Origin of the sequence: Pseudorhodoferax sp. Leaf267, from assembly GCF_001422405.1 — a bacterium.
GTDB lineage: Bacteria > Pseudomonadota > Gammaproteobacteria > Burkholderiales > Burkholderiaceae_C > Pseudorhodoferax.
Genome location: NZ_LMMV01000001.1, coordinates 1,091,529 through 1,118,497 on the forward strand (window position 1 = coordinate 1,091,529; position 26,969 = coordinate 1,118,497).

General features: G+C 67.3%; 21 protein-coding genes. 3 read left to right on the top strand and 18 right to left on the bottom strand.

Features of this window, described 5'->3' with window-relative positions; all coding sequences use genetic code 11:
- Positions 1-22: 22 nt before the first annotated feature.
- From ASF43_RS04875 to ASF43_RS04930, 13 genes are all read right to left on the bottom strand, one after another.
- On the bottom strand, positions 23-4,762 hold the full coding sequence (locus ASF43_RS04875) for a glutamate synthase-related protein (protein ID WP_056177251.1): 4,740 nt from the start codon (positions 4,760-4,762) through the stop codon (positions 23-25).
- Between the two features lie 186 nt (positions 4,763-4,948).
- On the bottom strand, positions 4,949-5,638 hold the full coding sequence (locus ASF43_RS04880) for a transposase (RefSeq protein ID WP_056177252.1): 690 nt from the start codon (positions 5,636-5,638) through the stop codon (positions 4,949-4,951).
- Between the two features lie 10 nt (positions 5,639-5,648).
- Entirely contained in the window at positions 5,649-6,515 is an 867-nt protein-coding gene (locus ASF43_RS04885) for an SAM-dependent methyltransferase (protein WP_056177254.1), read from the bottom strand.
- Positions 6,512-7,084, bottom strand: a complete 573-nt coding sequence (locus tag ASF43_RS04890; protein ID WP_235578120.1) for a DUF1415 domain-containing protein — start codon at positions 7,082-7,084, stop codon at positions 6,512-6,514. The genes ASF43_RS04885 and ASF43_RS04890 overlap by 4 nt, the downstream gene beginning before the upstream one ends.
- 2 nt (positions 7,085-7,086) lie before the next feature.
- Positions 7,087-8,253 carry a deoxyguanosinetriphosphate triphosphohydrolase gene (locus ASF43_RS04895; RefSeq protein WP_056177258.1) on the bottom strand — a complete coding sequence of 389 codons (1,167 nt, stop codon included), beginning with the start codon at positions 8,251-8,253 and terminating at the stop codon, positions 7,087-7,089.
- Between the two features lie 2 nt (positions 8,254-8,255).
- Positions 8,256-9,377 carry a 3-dehydroquinate synthase gene (gene aroB / locus ASF43_RS04900; protein WP_056177260.1) on the bottom strand — a complete coding sequence of 374 codons (1,122 nt, stop codon included), beginning with the start codon at positions 9,375-9,377 and terminating at the stop codon, positions 8,256-8,258.
- Between the two features lie 25 nt (positions 9,378-9,402).
- Entirely contained in the window at positions 9,403-9,924 is a 522-nt protein-coding gene (locus tag ASF43_RS04905; RefSeq protein WP_056177263.1) for a shikimate kinase, read from the bottom strand.
- Positions 9,925-9,933: 9 nt separating this feature from the next.
- Positions 9,934-11,895 carry a hypothetical protein gene (locus ASF43_RS30385; protein WP_156373129.1) on the bottom strand — a complete coding sequence of 654 codons (1,962 nt, stop codon included), beginning with the start codon at positions 11,893-11,895 and terminating at the stop codon, positions 9,934-9,936.
- A gap of 30 nt (positions 11,896-11,925) precedes the next feature.
- Positions 11,926-14,070, bottom strand: a complete 2,145-nt coding sequence (gene pilQ / locus ASF43_RS04910; RefSeq protein ID WP_056177265.1) for a type IV pilus secretin PilQ — start codon at positions 14,068-14,070, stop codon at positions 11,926-11,928.
- Positions 14,067-14,612 carry a pilus assembly protein PilP gene (locus tag ASF43_RS04915; protein WP_056177267.1) on the bottom strand — a complete coding sequence of 182 codons (546 nt, stop codon included), beginning with the start codon at positions 14,610-14,612 and terminating at the stop codon, positions 14,067-14,069. Before ASF43_RS04915 ends, pilQ begins: the two co-directional genes overlap by 4 nt.
- A complete protein-coding gene (locus ASF43_RS04920; protein ID WP_082497589.1) occupies positions 14,609-15,274 on the bottom strand; it encodes a type 4a pilus biogenesis protein PilO in 666 nt (221 codons plus the stop codon). Before ASF43_RS04920 ends, ASF43_RS04915 begins: the two co-directional genes overlap by 4 nt.
- A gap of 9 nt (positions 15,275-15,283) precedes the next feature.
- The gene (locus ASF43_RS04925; protein ID WP_056177271.1) at positions 15,284-15,901 is read right to left on the bottom strand and encodes a PilN domain-containing protein; all 618 of its coding nucleotides are present in this window, start codon (positions 15,899-15,901) and stop codon (positions 15,284-15,286) included.
- Positions 15,898-16,977, bottom strand: coding sequence for a pilus assembly protein PilM (locus ASF43_RS04930; RefSeq protein WP_056177273.1), 1,080 nt, complete (start codon positions 16,975-16,977; stop codon positions 15,898-15,900). The genes ASF43_RS04925 and ASF43_RS04930 overlap by 4 nt, the downstream gene beginning before the upstream one ends.
- Positions 16,978-17,247: 270 nt before the next feature.
- On the opposite strand from ASF43_RS04930, the gene ASF43_RS04935 reads away from it, so the two are divergent.
- On the top strand, positions 17,248-19,632 hold the full coding sequence (locus ASF43_RS04935) for a penicillin-binding protein 1A (protein WP_056177275.1): 2,385 nt from the start codon (positions 17,248-17,250) through the stop codon (positions 19,630-19,632).
- Here ASF43_RS04935 and cyaY read toward each other — a convergent pair.
- Positions 19,629-19,961 carry an iron donor protein CyaY gene (gene cyaY / locus ASF43_RS04940; protein ID WP_056177276.1) on the bottom strand — a complete coding sequence of 111 codons (333 nt, stop codon included), beginning with the start codon at positions 19,959-19,961 and terminating at the stop codon, positions 19,629-19,631. The genes ASF43_RS04935 and cyaY overlap by 4 nt on opposite strands.
- Before the next feature lie 10 nt (positions 19,962-19,971).
- Between cyaY and ASF43_RS04945 the strand changes: the two genes are divergently transcribed.
- Together ASF43_RS04945 and lysA are read left to right on the top strand one after the other, a co-directional pair.
- Positions 19,972-20,208, top strand: a complete 237-nt coding sequence (locus tag ASF43_RS04945; RefSeq protein ID WP_156373130.1) for a lipoprotein — start codon at positions 19,972-19,974, stop codon at positions 20,206-20,208.
- 130 nt (positions 20,209-20,338) lie between these two features.
- Entirely contained in the window at positions 20,339-21,616 is a 1,278-nt protein-coding gene (gene lysA, locus ASF43_RS04950; RefSeq protein WP_056178134.1) for a diaminopimelate decarboxylase, read from the top strand.
- Here lysA and ASF43_RS04955 read toward each other — a convergent pair.
- The 4 genes from ASF43_RS04955 to ASF43_RS04970 all read right to left on the bottom strand — a co-directional run bounded on the left by ASF43_RS04955 (position 21,558) and on the right by ASF43_RS04970 (position 26,842).
- Positions 21,558-22,217, bottom strand: coding sequence for a sulfite oxidase heme-binding subunit YedZ (locus ASF43_RS04955; protein ID WP_056177278.1), 660 nt, complete (start codon positions 22,215-22,217; stop codon positions 21,558-21,560). The genes lysA and ASF43_RS04955 overlap by 59 nt on opposite strands.
- A gap of 89 nt (positions 22,218-22,306) precedes the next feature.
- Positions 22,307-23,302 carry a protein-methionine-sulfoxide reductase catalytic subunit MsrP gene (msrP, locus tag ASF43_RS04960; RefSeq protein WP_056177280.1) on the bottom strand — a complete coding sequence of 332 codons (996 nt, stop codon included), beginning with the start codon at positions 23,300-23,302 and terminating at the stop codon, positions 22,307-22,309.
- A 67-nt stretch (positions 23,303-23,369) separates the two neighbouring features.
- The gene (ccsB, locus tag ASF43_RS04965) at positions 23,370-24,710 is read right to left on the bottom strand and encodes a c-type cytochrome biogenesis protein CcsB (RefSeq protein ID WP_056177282.1); all 1,341 of its coding nucleotides are present in this window, start codon (positions 24,708-24,710) and stop codon (positions 23,370-23,372) included.
- Positions 24,707-26,842, bottom strand: a complete 2,136-nt coding sequence (locus ASF43_RS04970; RefSeq protein ID WP_056177284.1) for a cytochrome c biogenesis protein ResB — start codon at positions 26,840-26,842, stop codon at positions 24,707-24,709. The genes ccsB and ASF43_RS04970 overlap by 4 nt, the downstream gene beginning before the upstream one ends.
- Between the last annotated feature and the right edge of the window lie 127 nt (positions 26,843-26,969).

A 26,969-nucleotide genomic window follows, 5' to 3' on the forward strand; every position in this document is an offset into this window, starting at 1 on the left:
TCTTCCTCGTTGTTCTGTGCGTTCAGACCTTGGCCGGCGCGCGCACGGCGTGGGGTTCCAGGCCCACATGGGCGTTGTTGCCGCTGCTGGCCAGCTCCACCTTGCGGTCGTGGATCTCGCCCAGCGCGCGCTTGTACTCGTTCGGGAACACCTTCACGAAGCGGCCGCGTGCCGTGGCCCAGTCGTCCAGCAGTTCGCGCGCGCGCTTGCTGCCCGTCCAGCGGTGGTGGTCTTCCAGCAGCTTGCGCAGCTGGGCCTCGTCGGTCTGGCCGTTGTGCCAGTGGCCGCGCTTGACGGTGGCGGTCTGCTCGGCCGTGGGCAGCACCTTCTCGAGCGTGACCATGGAGGGGTTGCAGCGGCTGGCGAACTGGCCGTCCTCGTCGAACACGTAGGCCACGCCACCGCTCATGCCGGCGGCGAAGTTGCGGCCGGTCTTGCCCAGCACGGCGACCGTGCCGCCCGTCATGTACTCGCAGCCATGGTCGCCCGTGCCCTCCACGACGGCCGTGGCGCCCGACAGGCGCACGGCGAAACGCTCGCCGGCCACGCCGCAGAAGTAGGCCTCGCCCGTGGTCGCGCCGTACATGACGGTGTTGCCGACGATGGTGTTGCGCACCGGCTCGCCACGGAAGTCCAGGCTGGGCCGCACGACGACGCGGCCACCCGACAGTCCCTTGCCCGTGTAGTCGTTGGCCTCGCCGATCAGGTACAGCGTGATGCCCTTGCACAGGAAGGCGCCGAAGGACTGGCCGCCCGTGCCTTCGAGCTGGATGCGGATGGTGTCGTCCGGCAGGCCCTCGGGATGCACGCGCGTCACGGCGCCCGACAACTTTGCGCCTACGGTGCGGTTCACGTTGCGCGCGACCTCGATGAACTGCACCTTCTCGCCCTTGTCGATGGCGGCGCGGCTCTTCTCGATCAGGCGCGTGTCCAGGTTGTGCTCCAGGCCGTGTTCCTGGTTCTCCACATGGAAGCGCGGCACGTCGGCCGGCACTTGCGGCACGGCGAACAGGCGACTGAAGTCCAGGCCCCTGGCCTTCCAGTGCGCAATGCCCTTCTTGATGTCCAGCAGCTCGGAGCGGCCGATCATGTCGTCGAACTTGCGGATGCCCAGCTGGGCCATGATCTGGCGCACTTCCTCGGCGACGAAGAAGAAGTAGTTCACCACGTGCTCGGGCTTGCCCGAGAACTTCTTGCGCAGCACCGGGTCCTGCGTTGCCACGCCCACCGGGCAGGTGTTCAGGTGGCACTTGCGCATCATGATGCAGCCCTCGACGATCAGCGGCGCGGTGGCGAAGCCGAACTCGTCGGCGCCCAGCAGCGCACCGATGGCCACATCGCGGCCGGTCTTCATCTGGCCATCGGCCTGCACGCGCACGCGGCCGCGCAGGCGGTTCAGCACCAGGGTCTGCTGGGTCTCGGCCAGGCCGATCTCCCAGGGGCTGCCGGCATGTTTGATGGACGACCAGGGCGAGGCACCCGTGCCACCGTCGTGGCCGGCGATCACGATGTGGTCGCTCTTGCACTTGGTCACGCCCGCGGCAATGGTGCCCACGCCCACTTCGGACACCAGCTTGGTGCTGATGGACGCGTGCGGCGCGACGTTCTTCAAGTCGTGGATCAGCTGCGCCAGGTCTTCGATCGAATAGATGTCGTGGTGCGGCGGCGGCGAGATCAGGCCCACGCCAGGCACGGCGTAGCGCTGCTTGCCGATGTATTCGGTGACCTTGCCGCCGGGCAGTTGGCCGCCCTCCCCAGGCTTGGCGCCCTGGGCCATCTTGATCTGGATCTGGTCGGAGGACGACAGGTACTCCGCCGTCACGCCGAAGCGGCCGGATGCAACCTGCTTGATCTTGGAGCGCAGCGAGTCGCCGTCCTTGAGTGGCAGGTCGACCTCGACCTCCTTCTCGCCGATCACGCTCTTGAGCGTGTCGCCCTGCTTGATCGGGATGCCTTTGAGTTCGTTGCGGTAGCGCGCCGGGTCTTCCCCGCCCTCCCCAGTGTTGCTCTTGCCGCCGATGCGGTTCATGGCCACGGCCAGCGTCGCATGGGCCTCGGTGGAGATCGAGCCCAGCGACATGGCGCCGGTCGCGAAGCGCTTGACGATGTCGGCCGCGGATTCCACCTCGTCCACGGGGATGGCCTTGGACGGGTCGATCCTGAACTCGAACAGGCCGCGCAGCGTCATGTGGCGCCGGCTCTGGTCGTTGATGATCTGGGCGTACTCCTTGTAGGTGCTCCAGCTGTTGGCGCGCGTGCTGTGTTGCAGCTTGGCAATCGCGTCGGGCGACCACATGTGTTCTTCGCCGCGCGTGCGCCAGGCGTATTCGCCGCCGGCGTCCAGCATGCTGGCCAGCACCGGGTCATCACCGAAAGCGGCGGCGTGCATGCGCAGCGCTTCCTCGGCGATCTCGAACACTCCGATGCCCTCGACGCGGCTGGCGGTGCCCGTGAAGTACTTGTCCACCGTGCCGCTGTTGAGGCCGATCACCTCAAACAGCTGCGCGCCGCAGTACGACATGTAGGTCGACACGCCCATCTTGGACATGATCTTGGACAGGCCCTTGCCGATGGCCTTTACATAGTTGTAGATGGCCTTTTCAGCCGACAGCGCGCCGGGCAGGTCGGCATGCATCGCGGCCAGCGTTTCCATGGCCAGGTAGGGATGGATGGCTTCGGCGCCGTAGCCGGCCAGCACGCCGAAGTGGTGCACCTCACGCGCACTACCGGTCTCCACGACCAAGCCGGCCGTGGTGCGCAGGCCCTCGCGCACCAGATGCTGGTGGATGGCGCTGGAGGCCAGCAGGGCGGGGATGGCCACCTGTGTCGCGCTGACGGCGCGGTCGGACACGATCAGGATGTTGTGGCCGCCCTTGATGGCGTCCACGGCTTCGGCGCACAGCGAGGCCAGCTTGGCCTCCACGCCTTCGCGGCCCCAGTCGGCCGGGTAGGTGATGTCCAGCGTCGCCGAGCGGAATTTGCCCTGGGTGATGCGCGCGATGTCGCGCAGCTTGGCCATGTCGGCGAAGTCCAGGATGGGCTGGCTGACTTCCAGCCGCATCGGCGGGTTGACCTGGTTGATGTCCAGCAGGTTGGGCTTGGGGCCGATGAAGCTGTTCAGCGACATCACGATGGCCTCGCGGATCGGGTCGATCGGCGGGTTGGTCACCTGCGCGAACATCTGCCGGAAGTAGTTGTAGAGCAGCTTGTTCTTGGACGAGAGCACCGCCAGCGGGCTGTCGTTGCCCATGGAGCCGATGCCCTCTTCGCCGGCCTGCGCCATGGGGCTCATCAGGAACTTGATGTCTTCCTGCGTGTAGCCGAAGGCCTGCTGGCGGTCCAGCAGCGAGACCTCGCTGTCGGACGGGTCGCCCGAGGTTTCCGACAGGTCGTCCAGCTTGATGCGCAGGTTCTCGATCCACTGCTTGTAGGGCTTGGTGTTGACGACCAGCGACTTGAGTTCGTCGTCGTCGATCATGCGGCCCTGTTCCAGGTCGATGAGGAACATCTTGCCGGGCTGCAGGCGCCACTTCTTGACGATCTTGTGCTCGGGGATGGGCAGCACGCCGGCCTCGGAGGCCATGATGACCATGTCGTCGTCGGTCACGCAGTAGCGCGAGGGGCGCAGGCCGTTGCGGTCCAGCGTGGCGCCGATCTGGCGGCCGTCGGTGAACACGATGGAGGCCGGGCCGTCCCAGGGCTCCATCATGGCGGCGTGGTACTCGTAGAACGCGCGGCGGCGCTCGTCCATCTTCTCGTGCTGCTCCCACGGCTCGGGGATCATCATCATCACGGCCTGGGCGATCGGGTAGCCCGCCATGGTCATGAGTTCCAGGCAGTTGTCGAAGGTGGCGGTGTCGGACTGGCCGGCGAAGCTGATGGGGTAGAGCTTGGCCAGGTCGGCCGCCAGCACCGGGGACGACATCACGCCCTCGCGCGCCAGCATCCAGTTGTAGTTGCCGCGCACCGTGTTGATTTCGCCGTTGTGCGCGACGTAGCGATACGGGTGGGCCAGCGGCCACTTGGGGAAGGTGTTGGTGGAGAAGCGCTGATGCACCAGGCCGATGGCCGACACGCAGCGCTCATCGGCCAGGTCGACGTAGTACACGCCCACCTGGTCCGCCAGCAGCAGGCCCTTGTAGACCACGGTGCGGCTGGACATGCTGGGAACGTAGTACTCCTTGGAGTGCTTAAGTTCTAGGTTCTGGATGTTGGCGCTGGCCGTCTTGCGGATCACGTACAGCTTGCGCTCCAGCGCGTCCTGCACGATCACGTCGCTGCCGCGGCCGATGAACACCTGGCGCAGGATGGGCTCGGTCTTGCGCACGGCCGGGGACATGGGCATGTCCTTGTTGACCGGCACGTCGCGCCAGCCCAGCAGCACCTGGCCTTCGGCCTTGATCGCGCGTTCGATCTCCTGCTCGCAGGCCATGCGCGATGCATGTTCCTTGGGCAGGAAGATCACGCCCACGCCATATTCGCCCGCTGGCGGCAGCGTGACGCCCTGCTTGGCCATTTCCTCGCGGTACAGCGCGTCCGGGATCTGGATCAGGATGCCGGCGCCGTCGCCCATGAGCTTGTCGGCACCGACCGCGCCGCGGTGGTCGATGTTCTCGAGGATCTTGAGCGCCTGGGTCACGATGTCGTGCCGTTTCTCGCCCTTGATGTGGGCCACGAAGCCCAGGCCGCACGCGTCGTGCTCATTGGCGGCGGAATACAGCCCGTGCTGTTCCAGGTGTTGGATCTCGGCTTCCGTGGTCATTGACGCACTCCTTCAGTCTTCGGTCTTATCGCGGGAGAGTGAGCATAGTGCGTTGCAACATCGATGCCAACAACAATAAATGGGGTCAGACACCTTATTAAACCCGATCAATTCCCTCTAATATTAATTGGGGACATATCAAGCGCCTCGGGACAACCATTGTGGATGTCGTGGCACGACCCACATTCAAACCGCTTTGGTTGGTCGACCGGGCCGGGCGCGGGACAAGCGGCGCGGCACGGCCTGCTGCAGCTGTGCCACATACGCTGCATCGCCCAGTACCCATCCGCCCAGCACCGATTGCGTCAATGCTTCTTGCTGGGGAGCCGTGACACCGGCGTGCACCATTTCGGCGTATGCGGCTTCGCGCGCGAACGGCGTGTTGCCCAGCGCCCAATAGGCCGGCGGCGGCACCAGCCAGCCGTCGTGCCGCAGGCCGGCGTAATGCTGGTGGCTGGACCAGGGGTACTCGCCAGGGGCGGGCACCAGTTCGGCGCGCACGGGGTTCAGGTCGAAGTACGCCATGCATGCCAGCAGATGCAGCTCGGGCTGCAGCAGGGTCGAGCGGTAGCGCCCCTCCCACAGCGTGCCGCTGCGGCCATGTGCCTGGTTGAACGCGCGCACATAGGCGCGGCCCACGGCCTGCATCATGCGCGACAGGCCGTCGACCTCCTCCGGCGTGGCCAGAATGTGGAAATGGTTGGGCATGAGCACGTAGGCATGCAGCGCCACGCGGTGGCGTCGGGCCTCCTGCGCCAGCAATTCCAGCATGGCGTTGTGCTCGGACGTGCTCGTGAAGATGGGCTGGCGATTGTTGCCACGCTGCAACAGGTGGTGCACATGGCCGGCCAGCGACAGGCGGGGCAGCCTCGCCATCTTCAGCCTCTCACGCAGCGGCAGGCAGCAAGTCGAACCGCGTCGCGCGCAGGCTGTCCAGGCCGAACTCGTCCAGCAACTGGCCCAGCCGCTCGGCCGCGCTGCGCTTGGGCTTGCCGGTGCGGCGCGCGACGATGAGCTCGTTCTTCATGCTGTGCTCCCAGCCCACGAGCTCGGTCACCGTGACCTGGTAGCCGCAGGCCTCCAGGTACAGGCAGCGCAGCACGTTGGTGATCTGGCTGCCCATCTCGCGCGTGTGCAGCGGGTGGCGCCACAGCTCGGCCAGCGGCGTGCGCGACAGCTGCAGCGCCTTGTGCTGGCGCAGGCAGGACGCCACCTCGGCCTGGCAGCAAGGCACCAGCACCATGCTGGCGGCCTGCTTCTGCAGCCCAAAGCGGATCGCGTCGTCGGTGGCCGTATCGCAGGCGTGCAGCGCGGTCACGATGTCGATGCGGCCCGGCAACTCGCCAGACTCGGCAGCCTCGGCCACGCGGAGGTTCAGGAAGGACATGCGGCCAAAGCCCAGCCGCTGCGCCAGCGCGCGCGACTTGTCGACCAGCTCGGCCCGCGTCTCGATGCCGTAGACATGGCCGGGGCGCCTGGCGAACAGCAGGTCGTACAGGATGAAGCCCAGGTAGGACTTGCCGGCGCCGTGGTCGGCCAGCGTCACGGCCTGGTCGGCGGCAAAGCCATCCTGCACCTCGCGCTCGATGAACTGCACGAGGTGGTACACCTGCTTGAGCTTGCGGCGCGAGTCCTGGTTCAGCCGGCCCTCGCGCGTCAAGATGTGCAATTCCTTGAGCAGCTCGATGGACTGGCCTGGCCGCAGCTCGGCGGCCACAGCGGCGGCGGGGTCGGGTTGCTGCGTCTTTTTCATGCGGCGCCCTCCCCCCTGGACCGCCCCACGCCCAGCGCGGCCCAGCCCTGTGGGCCCAGCTTGCGCAGCGTCTCCATGTTGCGCTCGAAGATGTCGGCCGCGTCGGGGACGGCCTGGACGGCGCGCTCCACGCTGTCTTCGCGCAGCAGGTGCAGGATGGGGTAAGGCGAGCGGTTGCTGCAGTTGGTCACGTCGTCGGGCGCGGTGCCGGCAAATTGGTAATCGGGGTGGAAGCTCGCGATCTGGATCTCACCGTCCGGGTCCAGCTCTTCCAGCACGGCATCGGCCTGGTCCAGGAAATCGTTGTAGTCCAGGAAATCGGCCAGCGCCTGCGGCAGCACCAGCAGTGTGGTGTCGCGCACGGAGGCGTCCAGCGCCAGCAGGTCGAGCAGCTCGCGCCTGAGGTCGGCCTCAACCGCGTCGGCGTGCCGTGCTGCGCTGACGGCCAGGTGCACCTGGCCTTTGGTGTGCACGGCCTTGGCGAAGGGGCACAGGTTGAGCCCGATCACGGCGCGCTCCAGCCAGGCAATGGTGTCGCGGCGCACCGTCTCGATTTCAGTCGCGTCCATGCTCATCCCAGCAAGCGCTGGCCGGTCAGGCGCTCGTGCTCGCGCGCGGCGAAGCGGTCGGTCATGCCGGCGATGTAGTCGGCCACCACGCGGGCCTGGGCGGCCACGCCGCCGCGCGCCAGGCGGTCGGCTGCGCGTTCGGCAAAGCGCTCGGCCATTTCGCGTGGGGCGTGGTGGTAGGCCTCGAACAACTGCTGCACCACGGCCTTGGCCTGGTCGGTGATGTCGTTGACCTGCGGATGCCGGTACAGGTTGCGCGTGAGGAAGCGCTTGAGCACCTGCGAGGCCTCCCGCATCGCGGCTTGAAAGCCGATCAGCGGCACGCAGCGCCGCACGGCATCGGTGCTGCCGGGACGGTGCTCCGCCAGGGCCGCGCTGCTGGCCGCGATCACGTCGTAGACCTGGGCGCTCAGCATGCGGCGGATGCTTTCGTACAGCACGCGGCGGCCCGTGAGCCCGGGATGCTCGCGCAGCGTTTCGCGCCGGAAGTCGTCGAACAGCGGCACCTCGTGCAGCTGCTCCATCACCAGCAGGCCGGATCGCACGCCGTCGTCGATGTCATGCGCGTTGTAGGCGATCTCGTCGGCCAGGTTGCACAGCTGCGCCTCCAGGCTGGGCTGCGTGCGCTGCAGGAAGCGCTGGCCCACGTCGCCGGGATGCGCGGCCTCCAGATGCTCGGCATTGGCGCGCGAGCAGTGCTTGAGGATGCCCTCGCGCGTCTCGAAGCTGAGGTTCAAGCCGTCGTAGCGCGGGTAGCGGTGCTCCAGCTCGTCCACCACGCGCAGGCTTTGCAGGTTGTGCTCGAAGCCACCGTGCGCGGCCATGCAGGCGTTCAACGCGTCCTGCCCGGCATGGCCGAAGGGCGTGTGGCCCAGGTCGTGCGCGAGCGCGATGGCCTCGACCAGATCCTCGTTGAGCCGCAGCGAGCGTGCGATGGAACGGCCGAGCTGCGCCACCTCCAGCGAATGCGTGAGCCGCGTACGGAACAGGTCGCCCTCATGGTTCAGGAACACCTGGGTCTTGTAGACCAGGCGCCGGAACGCGGTGGAGTGCACGATGCGGTCCCGGTCGCGCTGGTACTCGGTGCGTGTGGGGGCTGGCGCCTCGGCATGGCGGCGGCCGCGGCTGTGGGCCGGGTCGCAGGCATAAGGGGCCAGCGCGCCTTGCATGCTCAGGTGCAGGACGCGTCGATGACCTCGCGCACGAGCGCGTCCGGCGCGCCTCGCACCACGCAGCGGCCGATGCCATCGATCAGCACGAACTTGATCTCGCCGCCCTCGGCCTTCTTGTCCACGCGCATGAGTTCCAGGTAGCGACCCGCGTTGTCGGCAGCACTCAGCACCGGCCCCACGGTCGGCAGCCCGGCGCGCGCGACCAGGTGCGTGAGCCGCTGGACAGAGGCCGCATCGAGCAGGCCCAGGCGCTCGGACAGCCGTGCCGCCATCACCATGCCGCAGCCCACGCCTTCGCCATGCAGCCAGGCGCCGTAGCCCATGCCGGCCTCGATCGCATGGCCGAAGGTGTGGCCGAAGTTCAGGATGGCGCGCAGGCCGGCCTCGCGCTCGTCCTGGCCCACGACCTCGGCCTTGATCTCGCAGCTGCGCTGCACGGCATACGCGAGCGCCGCCGGGTCGCCGGCCAGCAGCGCGTCCAGGTTCTCTTCGATCCACGCCAGGAACGCCGCGTCGGCGATCGGGCCGTACTTGATGACCTCGGCCAGGCCGGCACTGAGCTCGCGCGAGGGCAGCGTCTTGAGCACGCCCAGGTCGCACACCACCAACTGGGGCTGGTAGAAGGCGCCGACCATGTTCTTGCCCAGCGGGTGGTTGATGGCCGTCTTGCCGCCGACCGAGGAGTCGACCTGCGCCAGCAAGGTGGTGGGCACCTGCACGAAGGGCACGCCGCGCATGTAGCTGGCAGCGGCGAAGCCGGTGATGTCGCCCACCACGCCGCCGCCCAGCGCGAACAGCACGGTCTTGCGGTCGCAGCCACGCGACAGCAGCGCATCGAACACCAGGTTCAGCGTTTCCCAGGTCTTGTAGGCCTCGCCGTCGGGGAGCGCCACGGTGTGGATGGCGGCGTAGCGGCCGGCCAGCGCGGCCTGCAGGCGCTGCGCGTAGAGCGGCCCCACGGTCGTGTTGGTCACGATCAACGCCGTGGCCGCGCGTGGCACGCCGGCAAACGTGGCGGGGTCGTCGAGCAGGCCACTGCCGATGGCGATCGGGTAGCTGCGGTCACCGAGATCGATGCGCACCTCGGTGCGGGCGGAAGGAGGGGCTAGGGTGGCGTCCATCAGGGCGCCAAGTGTAAGGCGCCCCTCAGGCGGCGGGCCCCGGCGCAGGCTGCAGGATGGCGGCAATGGTGTTGACCAGCGCTGCCGTCGATGGCCGGCCGATGGTGATCACGTCGTGCGCGGTCTCACGGTACAGCGCGTCGCGTTGCGCGAACAGTTCGCGCAGCCGCATGAGCGGATCGGCCACCTGCAGCAGCGGCCGGTTCTGGTCGTGCCGCAGGCGGCGGTAGACCTCCTCGGGCGTCGCGAACAGGTAGAACACGCGTGTGCGGCCACGCAGGCACTCGCGGTTCGCAGGCCGCAGCACCGCGCCGCCGCCGGTGGCGATGACCACGGGGCCGCTGTCCGTGATGTCGGAGATCGCCTGGGCCTCGACATCGCGGAAACTGGCCTCGCCCTCGCGCTCAAAGTACTCGCGGATCGAGCAGCCCAGCGCCTGCTCGACCCAGTGGTCCGCATCAACGAAGGGGAGTTGGAGCCGGCGCGCCAGCTGGCGCCCGACCGTCGACTTGCCCGAGCCGGGCATGCCCACAAGGGCGATGTTCAAGAAAAAACCTCACTGCAATGGCACAGAGAAAGTCGTCGTTAAGCCCGAGGGGGCCGTAATTTTGATCGACACGCTGTTTCCAAGTACACATCCGTTCAGCGTCAGCCGGACAGCCGTCGCAAGGCTCTCACCAGGCTGGCCAATCGTCGGCCGCACGTCCACAACTGGAGCACCTGCAACCTCTGCCACGGTGCAAGTCGTCGGCGCGCCAGTGCCGGACACTGCTGTTCCTGCGGGCATTGGAAGCAGGAGATTATCCGCGCTGTGCAACCGGAACGACACACTGCCCGCGGTCGCCTGAACCGCTGAGATCGCCGCCATCGACGAGCCATAAAGAACGACGGCCTGCTGCCGCACCGTGGTTGCAAGCCCGCTGTCGCAGGTGTTGGACTTCGACGGAAAGGCGCCACCCGCGGAAGGACAACTGCCTGTACCGCCGCGTGGCACGAAGAACTCGCCTACATCGGCCACGTTGTTCTCGTTGTCGTCGCGGTAGGCATCCCCCATGACCGCTAGCTGATCGACACCGGCGTCATAAATGTTGTTCCCGTTGACGTCCACATAGTCCTTGGTACCGGACGTATGCGCCATCACCGTGATGCGGCCGTCAGCCGTGCGCGGGTTCTGCGTCACAAACTCCACGGAGCACGACGAGATGCCGTTGACTCTCGTTGTCGCGCAACTTCGGGCAATCTGACCACCCTCTGCCGTGAAGTTGACGACCGTCCCATCGTTGACAGCGTTGCCTTGACGATCTGCCAGACGCACCGTGAAGGTGGAAGGTGTCCCGTCAATGGCCCAACCTTCCAAGCTGGTTCGGCTGACCGACAAACTCATGAAGCGCTGCGATGGGGGCCCCGATGCGACAGTTAGATTTTGCGACTCGGCAAACACCGCCGGACTCGATCCGATCAAGGTTGCTCGTAGTTTGACCGGTCCGGGAATCGTGCCGGAGAACAGGGAGACCGAAACCAAGCCATCCTGGTCACTCGTACGCCGCACCGACGCGGTCGAGCCGGATGCACCAATGCCGACGCCACCTGGATTGGTATCGATGCTGAAATCGACGGGCACATTGGCGAGCGCCGATCCGACCGAAGACAGTACTCGAAAGCTGACCACTGACTGCTCGACCGCCCCGGAGCCTGCTACGAAGATCTGATCCGGCGTCGCACTGACGAAGGTCAGCGTATTGGCAATGGGCGCGGCAACCGTGACAGTGGTCGACTGCGACGTCGCGCCAGGGCTGGTTGCGGTCAACGTTACCGCGCCGCTGCATGGCTTGCCGTCGGCAGCAACGGCGGTGTAGGAGACCTCCGCCACACCGCTGCCATTGGTCGTCACGCCAAAGCTGCCCGCGCTTGCATCCTGGCCATTGATACGACCACAGGACGCGGCAAAAGCAACATTGACCGGGATGCCGGCCGCGGGAACGCCACTGATCGATGCAGTGGTGGTCAGCGTTGCATTGCCGCCGGAAGCAAGGGCGGAAGAACTGCTGACCAGCGGCGACAACACGAGACTGGAGGCAGAGACGGCGAAGTCCGTCGTGCCCGTGATGGTTGCGGTATCGACCGTAGCCGTCGCGGTCAACGTGGCTGCGCCCAAGGCGGACAACGAGACGGGTTCGACAGCTACTTGCGCGATACCAGAGGCATTGGTCAACGCGGTTGTCGGCGTCAACTTGGCCGTGGTTTGGTCGGACAGCGCAAACGTGACCAACCGATTGGCGATTGCAGCACCCGACGCATCCTTGAGCGTGGCACGTGCCGTGTACGCGCCGCCAGCAGAAATGCTAGGCACGACAGCATCACTGCTGTTGATGACTGTGACGACCAGCGTCGGCACGCTCGGTGTCGGAGTCGTCCCCCCACCTCCCCCGATCGGCGTCCCCGCACTGCCGCCCCCACCCCCGCACGCCGCCAGCAGGCCGGTCATCGCCAGTGCCATCAAGTACTTCACGTAACGCATGGTGTCCTCACCCTTTTCGAATTCTTGTGCTCAGCGCGAAGCCGAGCGCTCCGCGATCATCTTCGGCGTGATGAAGATCAGCATTTCCTGCTTGTTCGAGGTCCGCGTGCGGCTCTTGAACAAGTTGCCGGCGATCGGGATGTCGCCCAGCAATGGCACCTTGGCCTCGGTGTCGACCTCGTTCAGCTCGAAGATGCCGCCGATCACGACCGTGCCGCCGTTCTCCACCAGCACCTGGGTCTTGATGTGCTTGGTGTTGATCGCAAAGCCAGCCGCCGTGCTCTGGCCCACGCTGTCCTTGTTGACGTCCAGGTCCAGGATGATGTTGCCCTCCGGCGTGATCTGCGGGACCACTTCGAGCTTGAGGTTGGCCTTGCGGAACGCGATCGATGTGGCGCCGCTGGAGGTGGCGACCTGGTAGGGCAGCTCGGTGCCCTGCTCGATCAGCGCCTTGGTCTGGTCGGCCGTGACCACGCGCGGGCTGGAGACGACCTTGCCCTTGCCGTCGGACTCCAGGGCCGACAGCTCCAGCGTCAGGAACCGGTTGGCGGCGGCGTTGAAGATCGAGACCGCGAAGCTGGCCGCGCTGTCGGCTACGCCGAGCGCTTCGGCCGGCAGGTTCACGAAGTTGCTGCTGGTGTTGATGACGCCGCCCGCACCGGCGCTGGCCACCGCGTTGCCGTAGGTGGTGCCGAAGACGGCGCGGTTGTTGCCCGAGAGGCGGTAGCCGCCCAGCCCGCCGTTCTGCGCGCGCAGGTCGCCGCCGCCCAGTCGCACGCCCAGCGAGCGGCCGAAGGTGTCGGAGGCCTCGACGATGCGCGCCTCGATCAGCACCTGGCGCACGGCAATGTCCAGCTTCTTGATCAGCTCGTTGACGGCCTGCAGCCGGCTTGCGATGTCGGTCACGAACAACTGGTTGGTCCGCGGCTCGGGGATGGCCGTACCCCGTGCACTTAGGAAACGCGAGCTGGCGCCAGTGCCGCCGCCACCGCCGCCGCTGGACGAGTTGGCGATCTGCGCGGCGATGTCGACCGCGCGCGCGTAGTTCATCTGGAACGACTGGGTGCGCAGCGGCTCCAGGTTTTCCAGCGCGGCGGCGGATTCGAGGTCTTTCTTCTTGCGTGCGTCGATCTCGTCCTTGGGCGCGATCCACAGCACGCTGCCGCTCTTCTCCATGCCCAGGCCCTTGGCGTCCATGATGATCTGCAGCGCCTGGTCCCAGGGCACGTCCTTCAGGCGCAACGTGACCGAGCCGGTCACGGAGTCGGAGGTCACGACGTTGAAGTTCGTGAAGTCGGCGATCACCTGCAGCAGCGCGCGCACTTCGATGTTCTGGAAGTTCAGCGACAGCTTGTCGCCCGTGAAGCCGGGGCCCTGGCTCAGGCGGTTCGGGTCCACGCGCTGCGGCCGCACCTCGACGACGAACTGGCCGTCGCTCTGGTAGGCGCTGTGTTCCCAGGCGCCGCGCGGCTCGATGACCATGCGCACGCGGTCGCCGACCTGGAAGGTGGAGATGTTCTGCACCGGCGTGTCGAAGTCGCTCACGTCGAGCCGGCGGCGCAGGCCCTCGGGCAGCGAGGAGTTCAGGAACTCGACGACCAGGGTCTGGCCCTGCTGGCGCAGGTCGACACCGACCTGGCTGCTGCCCAGTCCCACGACGATCTTGCCCGTGTTGTCCGGGCCACGCCTGAAGTCCAGGTCCTTCAATGCCGGGCGGCCGCGCGTGCCGGCGTCGGGAAACACGGGCGCCGGGCTGGCCGGCAGCGCCGTGACCACGGGCTCCAGCACGATCAGGATGGACTTGCCCTGCAGCTGTGCCTTGTACGAGGTCGCCTGCTTCAGGTTCAGCACCACGCGCGAACGGTCGCCCACCTGCAGCACGTTGGCCGAGCGCAGGTTGCCCTGGTTCATCTCGATGGGCGCACGGCCCAGCGTGGTCACGACACCCGGGAAGTCCAGCGCGATGCGGGCCGGCGACTGGATGGACACGCCGGTGGGCATGGAGGTGGGCGCCTCGCTCAGGTCGATGCGGATCACTTCCGTGCCCTGCTGCAGGGCGCCGGTCACGGCCTCGATCGCCGGCTGCGCGAGCGCGCTGCACGAGGCTGCCACCCACAGCAAGGCCGCGGCCCAACGGCGCGGCGCGCTGTGCGCGATCGCGTTCTGAATCTTCATTTCACCCTTTCTTGCAGCACCAGGCTCGCCTTGCGCTCGATCCAATCTCCGCCGCCGTCCTGGACGATCTCGCGCAGGGAAACTTCTGTCTCGTCGATCTTGGTGACTTTGCCGTAGTTCTGGCCGAGGTAGGCGCCCACGCGCACCTGGTGCAACAGGTTGTCGATGCGGATCAGCGCCACCGGCGCGCCGTCGCGGCGCAGGCTGCCCACCATGGCCATGCTGTCCAGCGGATAGGACTCCAGCGGCTCCTTGCGCCGTGCCAGCTCGGGCGCGACCAGGCTGGCATTGGCCGTGGTCTGGGCCGAGTCCTGGCGCAGGGCCTGGGCCAGCTTCTGCTGGCTGAACGGGTCGACGCCGCTCTCCTGGTCATATGCCTGGGGCACGAATTGCTTGGGCGCGGTCAGCGGCGTGACGCGCGGGCGGACCTGGCTGCGCTGCTCCGTCATCCACTGCTGCAGTTCGTCCTCGTCCGCGGATCCGCAGCCCGCCAGGGCCAGGGCCGACAGCGCCAACAGCGACAGGCGGAGCAGGCGCCTCATTTCTTGGCTCCGGCGGCGGCCTGCTGGGCGGTGATTTCGTCCTGGTCGAGATAGCGGAAGGTGCGCGCCGTGGCGTCCATGGTCAGCGCGCCATCGCGGCCGGGCACGATGGCGATGTTGTTCAGCGTCACGATGCGCGACAGATTGGCCACGTCGGACGCGAAGGCGCCGATGTCGTGGAAGCGGCCCGTCACGCGCAGCGCGATCGGCAGCTCGGCGTAGTAGGGCCGCACCACGACCTGGCCGGGCCGGAACAGGTCGAACTGCAGGCTGCGGCCCAGGCCGGCCTGGTTCACGTCGGACAGCAGCGCGGCCATTTCAGCCTTGCTGGGCAGCTGCTTTTCGAGCTGCGTCACGTACTGCTGGATCTGCTCGCGCTGCTTCTTCAGCGCCTCCAGGTTCACGGCCTTGACCATGCGCGTCTGGTAGGCGGTGCGCAGCTCGGTTTCCTTGGCGCGCTCGGCGATCAGCTCGTCCTCAAAGCCGCTCAGGTAGGTGAACCAGAGCACGGCCACCACGGCGGTGGCCACGAACACCAGCAGCAGTGCGCGCGGCAGCGATGGCCACTGCGAGGGGTCGGACGGATGCAGATTGCGGAACTGCCGCGCGAACTGCTCCTGGATGGCGGAGAAGGCGGCTTTGGGGGCGGGCTTGGTGGCCATGAGGATTGCTTACCGTGCCGGGGCCGAGGCCGTGGATGCCGGCGTGGCGGCGGTCTGCTGCAGTTCACTGGCGCGCATCAGGCGCACGCGCAGGTTGAAGTTGGCCACACGGCGCGTGTCGCGCGCGCTCAGCGGCAAGGTGGCGGACACGATCTCGGTGAGCTCGGGCTTGGCCAGCCAGGGCGTGCTGTCGGTCAGGTTGCGCAGCAGCTCGGAGATGCGCTCGTTGGACTGCGCCACGCCCGCCAGCGTCACGGACTGGTTTTCCTGGCGCAAGCTGGTGATGTAGACACCGTTGGGCGTCTGCCGGACCAACTCGTTGAGCAGGTGCACGGGCAGGTTGCGGTCTGCCTGCAGGTCTTCCACCGCCTTCTGGCGCGCCGTCAGCGCGGCGATCTCCTGCTCGATCGTGGCGATTTCCTTGATCTGGTTGTCCAGCGTCTGGATCTGGCTCTGCAGGAAGCCGTTGCGGTTGCGCTGGGTCTCGATCTGGCCCTGGAACCAGAAGTACACGACGGCGGCCAGCAGCAGGCCGACGAGTGCGGATGCACCCAGCGTCACATGGAACGCATCCCGCCTGGCCTTGCGCGCCGCCTCGCGGTGGGGCAGCAGGTTGATCAGGATCACTGCAGGAATCTCCGCATCGCCAGCCCGCAGGAGGTGAGATACGACGGCGCCTCGCGCGCCATCTTGGCCATGCGCACGTCACCACCCACTTCCATGCCCTCGAACGGGTTCACGAGCATGCAGGGGAACGAGGAATACGCGGTCACGGCCTCGGTCAGGCCGGGCAGCGGCGCGGAGCCGCCGGCCAGCATCACGCGGTCGACCCGGTTGTGCGGCGTGCTCGTAAAAAAGAACTGTAATGCGCGGCTGATTTCCTGGGCCAGGCTGTCCACGAAGGGCTTGAGCACGCCCGTTTCGTAGTCTTCGGGCAGCTCGCCACTGCGCTTCTTGGCCTCGGCCTCCTCGACGGAGAAGCCGTACTGGCGCACGATCAGCTGCGTGAGCTGCGCGCCGCCGAAGGCCTGGTCGCGGTCGTAGAGCACCTCGTCGTTGCGGATCACCTGCATGCTGGTGGCCACGGCGCCCACTTCGAACAGCGCGACGACCAGGTCCACGCCCTTGTTCGGCAGGCGCTCGATGAGCCGGCCGGCCGCGAGCCGCGACGCGTAGGACTCGATGTCCAGCACCACGGGCTTGAGCCCCGCGGCCTCGGCCAGGCCCTGGCGGTCCTGCACCTTTTCCTTGCGCGAGGCGGCGATCAGCACTTCCACATCGCCGACCGAGCTCACGCTGGGGCCGATCACGCAGAAGTCCAGGCTGACCTCGTCGAGCGAGAACGGGATGTACTGGTTCGCCTCGGACTCGACCTGGAATTCGAGCTCCTGGTCGGACAGCCCGCCCGGCAGCACGATCTTCTTGGTGATGACGGCGGACGGCGGCAGCGCCATGGCCACGTTTTTGGTGCGCGTGCCGCTCTTTTTCACCAGCCGGCGCACGGCGTCGGCAACCTCGTCGAACTTCTCGATGTTGCCGTCGTTGATCCAGCCGCGTTCCAGCGGTTCGATGGCGCAACGCCGCAGCACCAGGTTGCCGCCCGCATCGTGGTCGAGTTCCACCAGCTTCAGGCTGGAGGAGCTGACATCAAGCCCCAACAGTGGGCCGGGCTTTCGACTGAAGAGCGATCCCAGTGAGATCAAGGCCGGCTCCTGAATTGCGCAAAAATGATACAAATACTGACAAGCTTTTGGGATGCTAGCAGCAACAGTCGCGCGCAGGGAAGCCAGATCACCCCCTGGCGCGGGCGAGCGTTGGTAAAAGCAGACGACCCTGTCAAGCTCACCAGGGGCCTTGCGGACCGTTACACGCAAGGCCCTGGATGCCACCGGTGCAAGCGGGTGCAAGGCAAAATGGCGCCCCTGGGCCGCAACCGGCCCACCGACCTGCTCTGCTGACTCCACGTATCCCCTATGCCCCAACCACCGAAGACAGGCGACTCGCGCGGCGCCGAATCCCGCGCGCCGTCCTGGCTGGCGCGGTGCGGGCAGGCGCTGGCCTGGACCGCCGGCGTGGCCCTGGCGGGCGCCGCTGCCTTGGCGCTGGTCATCGGCCTGGCGCTTGCCGTGGCCTACCCCAACCTGCCCGACATCTCGGACCTGGCGGACTACAGGCCCAAGCTGCCCCTGCGCGTGTTCTCCAGCGAGGGGCTGCTGCTGGCCGAGTTCGGCGAGGAGCGCCGCAACCTGACGCCGATCGCCGAGATCCCGCAGGTCATGAAGGACGCCGTGCTGGCCATCGAGGACTCACGCTTCTATGAGCATGGCGGCGTGGACTACAAGGGCGTGCTGCGGGCGGCCGTGGCCAACCTGGGCCAGCTCAAGAGCCAGGGCGCGTCGACGATCACCATGCAGGTGGCGCGCAATGTGTACCTGTCGTCCGAGAAGACCTACACACGCAAGATCTACGAGATCTTGCTGACCTTCAAGCTGGAACACCTGCTCTCCAAGGACCAGATCCTGGAGATCTACATGAACCAGATCTTCCTGGGCAACCGCGCCTACGGCTTCGCGTCGGCGGCCGAGACCTACTTCGGCAAGCCGCTCAAGGACCTCACCATCGCCGAAGCCGCCATGCTCGCCGGCTTGCCCAAGGCCCCCTCGGCCTACAACCCGATCAGCAACCCGAACCGCGCACGCACGCGCCAGCTGCACATCATCGACCGCATGCTGGAGAACGGCTTCATCACGGCAGCCCAGGCCAAGCAGGCCAAGACCGAGGAGCTGCGCATCCGCCCGGCCGGCGAAGGCACGCGCGTGCACGCCGAATTCGTGACCGAGACGGTGCGCCAGCTGATGTTCGCGCAGTACGGCGACGTGACCTATACGCGGGGCCTGAACGTCTACACCACGCTCAAGGCCAGCGACCAGGACGCGGCTTACAAGGCGCTGCGCAAGGGCTTGATGGACTTCGAGCGGCGCCAGATCTACCGCGGCCCCGAGAAATTCGTGAACCTGCCGACCAACGCCGCCGAGCTGGAAGACGCCATCGACGACGCGCTGCTGGAGCACCCGGACAACGGCGACGTGCTGTCGGCCATGGTGCTCAGCGCCGACCCCAAGCGCATCCAGGCCGTGCGCGCCAACGGCGACGAGGTCGAGATCACGGGCGAAGGCCTGAAGCCAGCGCAGTCCGGACTGGCCGCCAGCGCCCAGCCGAACATCAAGATCCGCCGCGGCGCCATCATCCGCGTGATGAAGACGCCCAAGAACACCTGGGATATCACGCAGCTGCCCGAGGTCGAGGGCGCGTTCGTGGCCATGGACCCGCGCGACGGCTCCATCAAGGCGCTGGTCGGCGGCTTCGACTTCCAGAAGAACAAGTTCAACCACGCGACGCAGGCCTGGCGCCAGCCGGGCTCGAGCTTCAAGCCCTTCATCTACTCGGCCGCGCTGGAAAAGGGCTTCACGCCGGCCACCATGGTCAACGACGCGCCGCTGTTCTTCGATGCCGGCTTCACGGGCGGCCAGCCCTGGGAGCCCAAGAACTACGACGGCAAGTTCGACGGCCCGATGAGCCTGCGCACCGGCCTGGCCAAGTCCAAGAACATGATCTCGATCCGCGTGTTGCAGGCCGTGGGCCCGCAGAACGCGCAGGAATGGGTCACGCATTTCGGCTTCGACGCCGAGCGGCATCCGGCCTACCTGACCATGGCCCTGGGCGCCGGCTCGGTCACGCCGATGCAGATGACGGCGGCCTACTCGGTGTTCGCCAATGGCGGCTACCGCGTGAACCCCTGGCTGATCGCCAAGGTCACGGACCAGAAGGGCCGCGTGCTGGTGGAGACCAAGCCGCCGGTGCTGGACGAGTCCATGCGCACCATCCCGGCGCGCAATGCCTTCATGATGAACAGCCTGCTCAACGAAGTGACGTTGCGCGGCACGGCGGCGCGCGCGCAGGCCACGCTCAAGCGGCCCGACGTGTACGGCAAGACCGGCACGACCAACGACGCCATCGACGCCTGGTTCGCCGGCTACCAGCCCACGCTGGCGGCCGTGGCCTGGATCGGCTATGACACGCCGCGCAACCTGGGCGCGCGCGAGACCGGCGGCGGCCTGTCGCTGCCGGTGTGGATCAACTTCATGGAGCAGGCCCTCAAGGGCGTGCCGGTTGCCGCGCTGACGCCGCCACCGGGCGTCGTGAACAACGGCGGCGAATGGTTCTACGAGGAATACGCGCGCAACAACGGCGTCAGCAGCCTGGGCCTGGAGACCCCGATGCCAGCGCCCAACGGCACGGTGGCGGCGCCACCGCCGGCCGAGGAGCGCAACCGCATCCTCGACCTGTTCCGCAACTAGAGCGCGCGAAAGACCAGTGGCTGGCCAGCCTGCGCGCTGGCGTCGCGCGAGAGCTGGGCGAAGAACTCGGCGCCGCTCTTGGTGTCCAGCCACTGGCCGGTGTCGCCCTTGTAGTGGTAGCCACCGGACTGCGCGGCCAGCCAGACCTCGTGCAGCGGTTTCTGCAGATTGACCACGATCTGGCTGCCGTTGGTGAACGCCAGCGTGACCATGCCGCCGGTGCGCTGGTTGTCCACGTCGGCATCGCTGCTGTCGTTGATGCGGTCGCAGCTGGCTTCCACGGCCGCGAGCAGGCGCTCGGCACGGTCCATGAATTCGGGGTCGGTCATAATTTCAGCCATGTCCAGAGTGATCCGCATTCTAGTAACGGCCTCCTGCGTGCTGGCCTTGTCGGCCTGTGGGCAAAAGGGCAATCTGTATTACGCGACCGACGCGGCCGCCGCCAACCGCGCCTCGCTCGGGCAGACCTTGACGCCCGGGCGCGCCAGCGCAGCGGCGTCGGCTCCGGCGCCCGTCGCGCAGCCGTTGCCTCCGGTCGCGCCGGTCACGCCCCCACTGCCGCTGCCCGGCAGTTGAGACGCGGCCTTGAAGGCCGTGCCCGCGCAAAGCCTTTGAAATCCAGGCCACAACCGCCTGCAGCCTTGGTTTGCACATGGTGCGGCGCGCCGCGCCTGCCTATGATTCCTTTCTTTTGCCCTGCCGCACCATGACGCCCATGCCCCTGCCCGGCCAACCCCATGTCCACTTCGCCGACGGTGCATTGCACGTGGAGGGCGTGCGCGTGGCCGACCTGGCGCAGCAGCACGGCACGCCGCTGTTCGTGTATTCCAAGGCATCCATGCTGGCGGCGCTGGCGGCCTACCAGCGCGGCTTCGCAGGGCGCAACGCGCAGATCTGCTATGCGATGAAAGCCAACTCCTCGCTGGCCGTGCTGCAGGTGTTCGCGCAGGCGGGCTGCGGCTTCGACATCGTGTCGGGCGGCGAACTCGAACGCGTGCTGGCGGCCGGCGGCACGCCGGCCAGGATCATCTTCTCCGGCGTCGGCAAGACGCGCGCGGAAATGCAGCGCGCGCTGCAGGCCGGCATCGGCTGCTTCAACGTGGAGAGCGAGGCCGAGCTCGAGGTGCTGAATGCGGTTGCGCTGGCGGGTGGCCATGTCGCGCCGGTCAGCATCCGCGTGAACCCGAACGTCGACCCCAAGACCCACCCCTACATCTCCACCGGCCTGAAGGGCAACAAGTTCGGCGTGGCCCATGAAGACGCGCTGCGTAGCTACCAGCGCGCCGCCAGCCTGGCGGGCCTGCGCGTGGTCGGCATCGACTGCCACATCGGCTCGCAGATCACCGAAGAGACGCCCTACCTGGACGCCATGGACCGCGTGCTGGACCTCGTGGCCCAGATCGAGGCGGCGGGCATCCCGCTCAAGCACATCGATTTCGGCGGCGGCCTGGGCATCGACTACCAGGGCGACACACCGCCCGCTGCCGACGCGCTGTGGCACAAGCTGCTGGCCAAGCTGGATGCGCGTGGCTACGGCCAGCGCCAGCTCATGATCGAGCCCGGCCGCTCGCTGGTCGGCAACGCCGGCCTGTGCGTGACCGAAGTGCTGTACTTGAAGCCCGGCGAGCACAAGAGCTTTTGCATCGTCGACGCCGCCATGAACGACCTGCCGCGGCCGGCCATGTACCAGGCCTTCCACCAGATCGTGCCGCTCTCCCCGCGCGACGGTGCGACGGCCTCCTACGACGTGGTCGGCCCGGTCTGTGAGAGCGGCGACTGGATCGGCCGCGAGCGCGCGCTGGCGGTGCAGGCAGGCGACCTGCTGGCCGTGCTGTCCGCCGGTGCCTATTGCATGAGCATGGCCAGCAACTACAACACGCGCGGCCGGCCGGCCGAAGTGCTGGTGGATGGGGCCCAGGCCCGGCTCATCCGCCGGCGCGAGGACGCGCAGGACCAGATGCGCGGCGAGCTGTTGCTGGACTGAACCGGCGCCACAGCCGCCAGCCCAGCAGCACAGCCATGATCGCGGCATAGACCGCGACCTCGGCGAAGTCGTTCTTGCCCGCGCGCATCCAGAAGAAGTGCAGCAGCGCCAGCCCGGCGACCGCATAGACCAGCTTGTGCAGCGCCTGCCAGCGCTTGGCGCCCATGGCCTTGATCGCGCGGTTGAACGAGGTGGCCGCCAGCAGGCTCAGCAGCACGAAGCCGAGGAAGCCGACCAGGATGAACGGCCGCTTGGCGATGTCGGCCGCGATGTCGGCCACCTCGAAGCCCATGTCGAACCAGGCGTAGCACAACAGGTGCAGCACGACGTAGAAGTACGCGAACAACCCGAGCATGCGGCGGAAACGGGCCAGCGCCGGCAAGCCCGCCAGCACGCGCAAGGGCGTGACGGCCAGCACGATGCAGACAAAACGCAGTGTCCAGTCGCCAGTGGTGCGGATCAGGTATTCAGCCGGGTTGGCACCCAGGATGTGGGCATTGCCCGCCTGGGCCTGCGCCACGTTCCACGCCAGCCAGCCGAACGGCAGCAGGCACAACGCGAACACCGCCGGCTTGGCGGCCGGGTGCAGCAGCGGTTTCACGTCAGCGGCGCCCGGCCGCTCCGAAGCTGCTGACGCGCCCCCTCGGGGGGCAGCGATACGCGAAGCGATGAGCGTGGAGGCATCGTGAATCAATAGTTCTTCTTGAGGTCCATGCCGGCGTAGAGCTGGCCGACCTGGGCCTCGTAGCCGTTGAACATCAGCGTCTTGCGCTTCTTGGCGAACAGGCCGTCCTCGCCGATGCGTCGCTCGGTCGCCTGGCTCCAGCGCGGGTGGTCCACCTCGGGGTTCACGTTGGAATAGAAGCCGTATTCGTTGGCCGCGGCCTTGTTCCAGGCCGTGCCGGGCTGCTTGTCGGTGAAGCGGATCTTGACCAGGCTCTTGGCGTTCTTGAAGCCGTATTTCCAGGGCACGACCAGGCGCACGGGCGCGCCGTTCTGATTCGGCAGCACCTCGCCGTACATGCCGAACGACAGCAGGGTCAGCGGGTGCATGGCCTCATCCATGCGCAGGCCTTCGGCGTAGGGCCACTCCAGCACGCGCGATCCCACGAAAGGCATGGTCTTGGGGTCGGCCAGGGTCAGGAACTCGACGAACTTGGCACCGGGCTGCGGCTCCACGCGCTGGATCAGCGTGCTCAGCGAGTAGCCGACCCACGGAATCACCATGGACCAGCCCTCGACGCAGCGCATGCGGTAGATGCGCTCTTCCATCGCGGTCAGCTTGAGCAGGTCTTCCAGCGCGTACTTGCCGGGCTTCTTGACCAGGCCCTCGATCTCCACCGTCCACGGTGAGGTCTTCAGCGTGTGGGCGTTCTTCGCCGGGTCGGCCTTGTCGGTGCCGAACTCGTAATAGTTGTTGTAGGTGCTGGCGTCCTGGTAGGCGGTCAGCTTTTCCATGGTGACCGCGCCTGCCACGGCCGACTTGGCGCCCGGCAGGGCCGCCAGCTTGCCGGGCCGCGCCGTCTGTGCCAGCGCCTCGCGCTGGGCCCAGCCCGCCAGTGCCACACCGGCCGCGCCGCCGGCCATCCAGCGCATCAGTTCGCGCCGGTTCCGGTAGGCGCCATACGGCGTGATCTGACTGACGTGCGGGTGCAGAAATCCGTCGGCATTCGTCTTGATCAGCATCGTGCATCCTTTCGGAGTAGTCATACGCAGAAAACGCCGCGCCGGATGCCGTCAGAGACGACCACGGTCACAGCGTTCCGTAGCTGTGCAGGCCCGACAGGAACATGTTGACGCCCAGGAAGGCGAAGGTCGTGACCACAAGCCCGCCCAAGGCCCACCAGGCTGCCACGGTGCCACGCAAGCCCTTGAGCAGGCGCATGTGCAGCCAGGCCGCGTAGTTGAGCCAGACGATCAGGGCCCAGGTCTCCTTCGGATCCCAGCTCCAGTAGCCGCCCCAGGCCTCGGCCGCCCACAGCGCGCCGAGAACGGTGGCGATCGTGAAGAACGCGAAGCCGACGGCGATGGATTTGTACATCACGTCGTCCAGCACTTCGAAGCTGGGCAGGCGTTCGGCGATGCGGCGCCGGCCGTAGATGATGGTGCCCACGATCAGCGCCGAGATGCCGAAATACACAGCCCAGTAGCCGCTGCCGGCCTCGCCCGCGCCCTGGCGGAACACCAGTGGCTCGAAGCACAGCACGATGCCCAGCAGCCACAGCGGCGCCAGGCGCCACCAGCGGCTCTCGCCGGCCTGCTGCTTGATGAGGTAGGCGAAGGCGACCATGGCGGCCAGCGCGAAGGTGCCATAGCCCACGAAATTGGCCGGCACATGCAGCTTCATCCACCAGCTCTTGAGCGCGGGCACCAGCGGCTGGATCTCGTGCGCCTCGCGCACCACCGTGTACCAGAGCAAAAAGCCGACGGCCGCGCTGACGACCAACATCACGAAGGCACCCAGCGCACGCGTGCGGTACTGGGCCTCGAAGTACAGGTAGAACAGCGCGGTCATCCAGCAGAACAGCACGAAGACTTCGTACAGGTTGCTGACCGGGATGTGGCCGATGTCCGGGCCGAGCTGGTGGCTCTCGTACCAGCGCACCATGGTGCCGACAAGGGCCATGGTCACGGCGCCCCAGGCGATGCGCGAGCCCAGCAGCTCCAGCGCGGCGGCCGGGTTGCGCGAGACCATGCCGCCCCAGTAGAAGACGGTGCTGATGAAGAACAGCATGCTCATCCACAGGATGGCCGACTGGCTGGACAGGAAGTATTTGAGCCAGAACACCTGGTCGGCGCGCGCCAGGTCCGCCTGCCCATCGACCTGGTAGGACGCGATGGCCACGAGGGCCAGGCCGGCCACCACCAGCATCAGCGTGCGCAGGGGCCGCCAGAACCAGCCCAGCCAGACCAGGCTGGGCACGGCACCGGCCAGGATGCACTTCTCGTAGATGTCCATGGACGCGTGGTAGCGCGACAGCGTCCACAGCCCGCCTGCCACGACGATGGCGGCAAACACCCAATCGAACCAGTTGCGGCGGCTGAAGAACCCCTCGTTCAGCACCAGCGTGTCACTGCGCGTGATCGTGTTCATGGTGTCTCCTTTGCGCCAATCAGTTTAGTCTTGAGCTGCTCGAACTCGCGGTCCACGTCCAGCGTCTGGCGGTTGCTGGACAAGGCCATCGTCGCCTCGGTGCCCTGCGCATGCGGCGCCATCCAGACCCAGAGCCGGCGCTCGCGCACGTACAGCATGGCGAACACGCCCAGGATCAGGAACAGGCAGCCCAGGTAGACGATGTTGCGCCCTGGCGCGCGCGCGACCTGGAACACGCTGGCCTGCACCTGCGTGAAGTTGGCCAGCTGGAAGGCCATGGGCGCCGGGTAGATCTGCGCGTCGCTGAGCGACAGCACGGCCTGCGTCATGAACGCCTGCGTCTTCTCGCTCGTGTCCAGCGGCTGGGCGCCGGCACGCTGCTGCGTCATCTGCACCAGCTCGAACAGCACGCCGTTCAGGATGCGGATCAGCACCTCGCTGGCGCGGCCACGCTCGGCCTCGGGCACGTTGCTTTCCATGAAGTCGGCGATCGCCTGCAGCCCGCCGCGCGGTGTGGCCGAGGCCGCGTCCGCCGGCTCGCCCGCGAACAGCGCCAGCGCCTTGGAGGCCGAGGCCGCAAGCTGTTGCGCGAGCTCGGGCCGCGCCGGGTCGACGGCGCGCGCGGCATAGCGGCGCACGGCCTCGTCGCGCGTGGCGGCGTCCAGGATGCCGGCGCGCAGGCGCAAGAAGGTGTCCATGCTGCCCGCCTCGTCGGCCGGAATGCGCAGGTAGCGGAAGGAGTCGGCCGGGTTCTCGCGCATGCCCAGCAGGAAGGCCGGCACGGCGCCGTCGCCCATGTCCACGGGCAGCATGTAGTTGTGGAACTCCCGCGCCTGGCCGGCGGCGTCGCGCAGCTTGTAGGAAATGCTGGGGCCCACGTTGCGCAGCTCGCGGTGCGTGACGGTCTTGTTGCCGGCGCCCAGGCGCGCGTCGATGGCGCCGCGCAGGTCGACCTTGCGCACGTCGACGGGGGCCCCGGCGCCGGCACCGAAGTTCTCCACGTTGATCACGCGCAGGGCCGTGTACTCCAGCGTCATCTTCTCGCCGCCCTCACCGCCGCGCGTGAGCTCGGAGCTCCCCCCGATCACGCCCTCGATCTCGAAGGGCTTCACGCCAGGCGTGAGCGGCACGGCCTTGAGCTGCACGGTGGAGCCGCCGTCGTCGAAGCTGGACTGGTAGATCTCGATGCCCTTGTAGCTCGCCGGGTGGTTGACCTCCACGCGTGCGGGCGTCTGCCTGCCGGTCTCGCGGTCGTGGATCACGATGTCGCTGGCGAACAGCTTGGGCATGCCGGTCGAGTAGTACTCGACGATGAACTTCTTGAGCTCGATCGCGAAAGGCAGGTCCTGCAGCAACACGCCGTCGGACTGGGCCAGGATCGCTGTGCTGGACTGCGTGCCCTCGGCCACCATCAGGTTGCCGCGGAAGGTGGGGTTGCGCGGCGACAGCCGGTGCTCGGGGGCGACGTCGGCAAGCATGCCGCCGCCCTTGTAGATGGACTTGCCGTTGAACCAGGTCTGCGCGCGCACCACCAGGTCGCCGTCGAGCAGGCCGCCGATGCACACGAGCACGATGGCGCTGTGCGCCGCGATGTAGCCGAACTTGTTGGCCGCGCCGGCCTTGGCCGCCACCATCCAGCCCTCGCCAGCGGGTGTCTCGCGGCGCTGCAGCTTGACCTTCCAGCCGGCGCCGGCCAGCGCCTGGCCCACGCGCGCCGCAGCATGCTCGGGCGTGCCCGCCATGACGGACTGGGCGCGGTGGCCGAAGGCCTTCAGGCTCTGCGCGCGCATGTCTTCCTTGTAGACCTTGAGGTCGGCGAAGATCTTGGGCGCGCTGCGCGCGATGCACAGCGAGGTGCTGGTCACCAGGAAGGCCAGGATCAGCAGGAACCACCAGGCGCTGTAGACGGCGGGCAGGCTCAGCGTGTCGAACACCTGGGACCAGAACGGGCCGAACTGGTTCACATAGTTGTTGCTGGGCTCGTGCTGCTTGAGCACGGTGCCGATGACGGAGGCGATGCAGATCACCGTCAGCAGCGAGATCGCGAACCGCATGGACGACAGCAACTCGATCGCGACCCGCCATGCATGCGAGCCCGTCTTGACGCGAAGTCCGTGGGTGGTGATCGACATCGTCTGCAGTTCAGCCGCGCCAGGAATGGCGCCACAAAGAAAAAGCGGGCCATCCCGCGCGAAGGCCCGCTGGTCCGGCCCTCTGCTTAGGCCGAGGATCCGGCACTTGGTTCCGCAAGCAGGCGCG